Annotated in this window: 4 protein-coding genes; 3 read left to right on the forward strand and 1 reads right to left on the reverse strand. The window is 63.4% G+C overall.

Annotated features, from left to right (window positions below; genetic code table 11):
• On the forward strand, positions 1-185 hold a 185-nt coding region (locus WAN71_RS07565; RefSeq protein WP_422224740.1), incomplete at its 5' end, for a hypothetical protein.
• 139 nt (positions 186-324) lie between these two features.
• On the forward strand, positions 325-864 hold the full coding sequence (locus WAN71_RS07570; protein ID WP_422224741.1) for a hypothetical protein: 540 nt from the start codon (positions 325-327) through the stop codon (positions 862-864).
• A 102-nt stretch (positions 865-966) separates the two neighbouring features.
• On the opposite strand, the gene WAN71_RS07575 is transcribed toward WAN71_RS07570, so the two are convergent.
• Positions 967-2,091, reverse strand: coding sequence for a 1,4-beta-xylanase (locus WAN71_RS07575; RefSeq protein ID WP_422224742.1), 1,125 nt, complete (start codon positions 2,089-2,091; stop codon positions 967-969).
• Positions 2,092-2,323: 232 nt separating this feature from the next.
• Here WAN71_RS07575 and WAN71_RS07580 point away from each other — a divergent pair.
• A partial coding sequence (locus tag WAN71_RS07580; RefSeq protein WP_422224743.1) for a molybdopterin-dependent oxidoreductase occupies positions 2,324-3,866 on the forward strand: 1,543 nt, incomplete at its 3' end.

Raw genomic sequence — 3,866 nt, forward strand, 5'->3', positions numbered from 1 at the left:
GTCAAAGCCACGATCAGTGCATCCTCGGCGAGCTTGCCGTGTTGGTCATATTCGTCTGCGGGGCCGAGCCGCTGGACGATGCGTGTGATCCCGTTGGTGTCTCGATAGCGGCAACGGGCCAGCCAAACGCCTGCAGGAATATTCGTGGATGCGACTTCCGGATTTTCACGATGGTTCTCAGCTGATCGCGATTTGTCGTTAGGACGCCTTATCCGTTCAGCCGCGAAAGATGCGCCACGTCAGTACTTCTTGTCGTTTGCGATTAGGTGCCTCATCCGGCAACCCGCTTGCTCGGACGGGTTGTGACAACCGGAAAAGTAACACTTGACCGTCGCGAAGTTATGCACGGCGTACGTACGCTTTGGTTATGTCGAGAGAGCCGGAGGTCGCACAACCCGACTCGCGGCAACGCCGCGCGGGCGCATTGGATCGCCGAGCGGCTGCTGGACCGCAGCGCTGATCACCACGCATCCGCGGCCCACCTTCTTCACGTTCTTGCTGAACATGTTCTGGATTCGCGACAACGATCAAGGGATCTATCGACTGCCCTTCGCCGATGCCCGCCACGCCCCGATCGACGCCACCGATCAAGCCCATGTCATCGCGGCCATCCTTCAAAACCCCGACCCGCATGACCGCCAGACCTACCCACTACTCGGCGCTGAAGAACTCAACTGGCATGAAATCGCCGCGAAAGTCCAACACACCCTGGGTATCCCGGTGCGCTACGAGCCCATTGACATTCCTACTTTCGCCGCCGGCCTGACGGCCGCCGGTGCCTCGGCGCATTTCGTGCAGCACATCAGCAACGTGGCACAGGACTACCGCGACGGCGTCTTGGCGTTAACAACCTCGTCGAGGTGATCGGGGGAGTCAAGCCCATCACCGTGGAGGACTACGTCGCGGCCACCCGCTCCCAGTTCGAAACAAGCGGGAGCCCTCGTCGGTGAGCCCGAAGCGAGCACGTTAGAGCCGGGTCAACTTGCTGATCGTTTGAATTTCGGTGTCCCGGTAGGGCCGTCCATCGGGTTGCAGCAGGTCTGCAAACCAGAGCTTCGGAGCCGTCGTGTACGGGTGATCCCAGGAGTCCCACGGAAAGTAGGTCTGGGTCTTACCGGCGACCAACCCCCAATTGATCGCACCAACGTTGTGCCGCTTCGCAACTGGCAGGACCCCGTCAACGGTACTGCCCAGCGTCCGAGCCAGGTACTCCGTGCAGAGGATCGGCCGCCCCAACGGGGACAGTTCGGCGATCCGGGTCTCTAAGGCTGCTGGTTTGTCATAGCAGTGGAAGGTGATCACGTCGGAGTTGTCCAGTTGGATGCTCGCGATTTCGCTGCGCCGCTGGGGATCTCCCCACACGCCGTCCCACACGCCACTCGTTAACGGTTGACTCGGATCAACCGAACGTGCCCACCCGAACGCCAGCGAGAGCAGGTCGGCGACGCGGTCCAGCTTGTCTTTCCTCTCGACCTTGCGATACGCGCGCGCGGGATTGTCGGGCTCATTCCACAAGTCCCAACCCAAAATGCGATCATCCGTGCGGAATTGGTTCAACACGCCCGTGACATAGTCGAGCAGAGTGCGACGGTAGTCGAGGTCATCGAGGTGTTCAGCGCCCGGGCTTTGCACCCAACCGGAGTTGTGGACCCCAGGCTTCGGGGCACGCTGCCGTCCCGGTTTGGGGAACGGATCCCAACATGAGTCGAACAAAACAAAGATTGGTTTGATGCGATGACGGGCCGCAACGCTGACAAACTGCGCGAGACGGCTTTGGAAGCCGCGCTGGTCTTGGGCCCAAAGCTGATCGTGGAGGAAGACCCGCACAGTGTTGAGCCCGTGCGACTGGGCCCAGCCGAGCTCGGTATCGATGCGCCGCGGGTCGAAGGTGTCGGCCTGAAACATCTCGAGCTGGTTGATGGCGTTCGAAGTGATGTAATTGGCGCCGACGAGCCAGCCTTGCGCCTGATACCAGTGGTTGGCGCGATCAGGCGACCATCGGCTTTGCTCTGCGGCGGCGCGGGGTGCCTGGGTCAGCGCAGGGCCTGCCGCCAGCAGCACTGGGAGCGTTAGCACCGTTCGACGCCTCACGCACTGACGATAATTCTCCGACCGAGGTAGGAGGCTGGAAACTTCAGCCAGATGTCCTTTCTCTGTCCTTTCCGCTGATGAGACCCGCCACTTCTTAGATGCCGGACATGCCAGCAGGATCTCCCGGAGGGCGCGCGTGGCGCCGGTCGACGGCCGCATGCTGATGTCGCCGGTTCGCCCGCGCGGCAAGGTTTTTGCGGGCGTTGAGGGGAACGCGAGTACAGTAGCTCCGATGGCTGTCGCGCCGTCGAATGAGCGGATGGTTGCCGGGGTTGCAGCTGCGTCCGTCTCGCTCGGAGTGGCCCAGCTGGTGGGCATCCTGTTCGGCGCGCGGGCCGACGCGCGTGCCGCGATCGGCTCAGCGGTCATCGATCTGACGCCGGGGCCCATCAAAGAGTGGGCTATTCAGACCCTGGGCTCTCTGGACAAACTCTTCTTGGCCTTCGTCGTGCTCGTGGTGATCGCCGCAATCGCGGCAATCGCCGGGAGCCTCGAGACTCAGCGCCGCCCGCTCGGCAGCGCCGCGATCGCCGCGGCGGGCATCCTCGGATGCGTAGCAGTGCTGTCGCGGCAGGGTGCGACAGCACTGGACACGATCCCCACCCTCGCGGGCACCGCCTGCGGCATGGCCGCTCTACGCTTGCTCACCCGTCGGTTCTGGCCCGGCCGGGGAGACCCTGAAGACGCAGCTGACCATGACGGAGCGGATGCCGGAAGGCGCAGGTTGGTCATCTTCGGATTGCTCGGGCTTGGCGTAACGAGTGGCGTGGTGGGTGCGGTGATCACGCGGTTGGTTCATTCGGTGGCCGGTGACCGGAAAAACTTCACACTTCCCCGACCACGCATATCGGCGCCACCAATACCTGCTGATGTGCAGCCGAGCGGCGTTGCGCTACCGAGGTTTATCACCCCCAGCGCCGACTTCTACCGCGTGGACACCGCACTCACTGTTCCCCAACTCAGCCGCGGAGACTGGCGGCTGCGTATCCACGGCATGGTGGATCGCGAAACCGCATACAGCTTTGACGACCTCGCCGGCTTCGACGTCATCGAAATGGCGACAACGTTGACGTGCGTGTCGAATCCCGTTGGCGGCAACCTGATTTCGACGGGTGTCTGGACAGGCTACCGGGTGGCTGATCTGCTGGCGGCCGCCCGGGTGCACGCGGACGCCGATATGGTGCTGTCGACGTCGATCGACGGCTTCACTGCCGGAACGCCAGTGGATGCACTCACCGATGCCCGCAACGCGCTGCTGGCGGTCGGCCTCAACGGTCAGCCGCTGCCAGTCGAGCATGGCTACCCGGCCCGGCTGGTGGTACCCGGGCTGTACGGGTATGTGTCGGCCACCAAGTGGGTCGTCGACATGGAGCTGACCCGCTTCGACCGAGCACAGGCGTACTGGACGCGGATGGGCTGGGCACCGCGGGCACCGATCAAGACCGAGTCGCGGATCGACGTGCCGAAAGGTGGTCAGAAGGTGCCGATGGGGCCCACAGTGTTTGGCGGTGTCGCGTGGGCACAGAATCGTGGCGTGCGGGCCGTGCAGGTCCGCATCGACGATGACGTGTGGCAGCCGGCTGAACTGGGCGCAAGCTATTCCAACGAGACGTGGCGGTTGTGGGCCTTCCCCTGGCAGGCGAAAAGGCCCGGGAAACACACCATCACCGTGCGCGCCATCGACACCACCGGAGCTGCCCAAACTGCGGATCGGATTGGTACCGTTCCCGACGGCGCCACCGGATGGCACATGGTGGACTTCACCGTGTCGGAGC

This window comes from Mycobacterium sp., from assembly GCF_049280035.1.
Lineage (GTDB): Bacteria > Actinomycetota > Actinomycetes > Mycobacteriales > Mycobacteriaceae > Mycobacterium.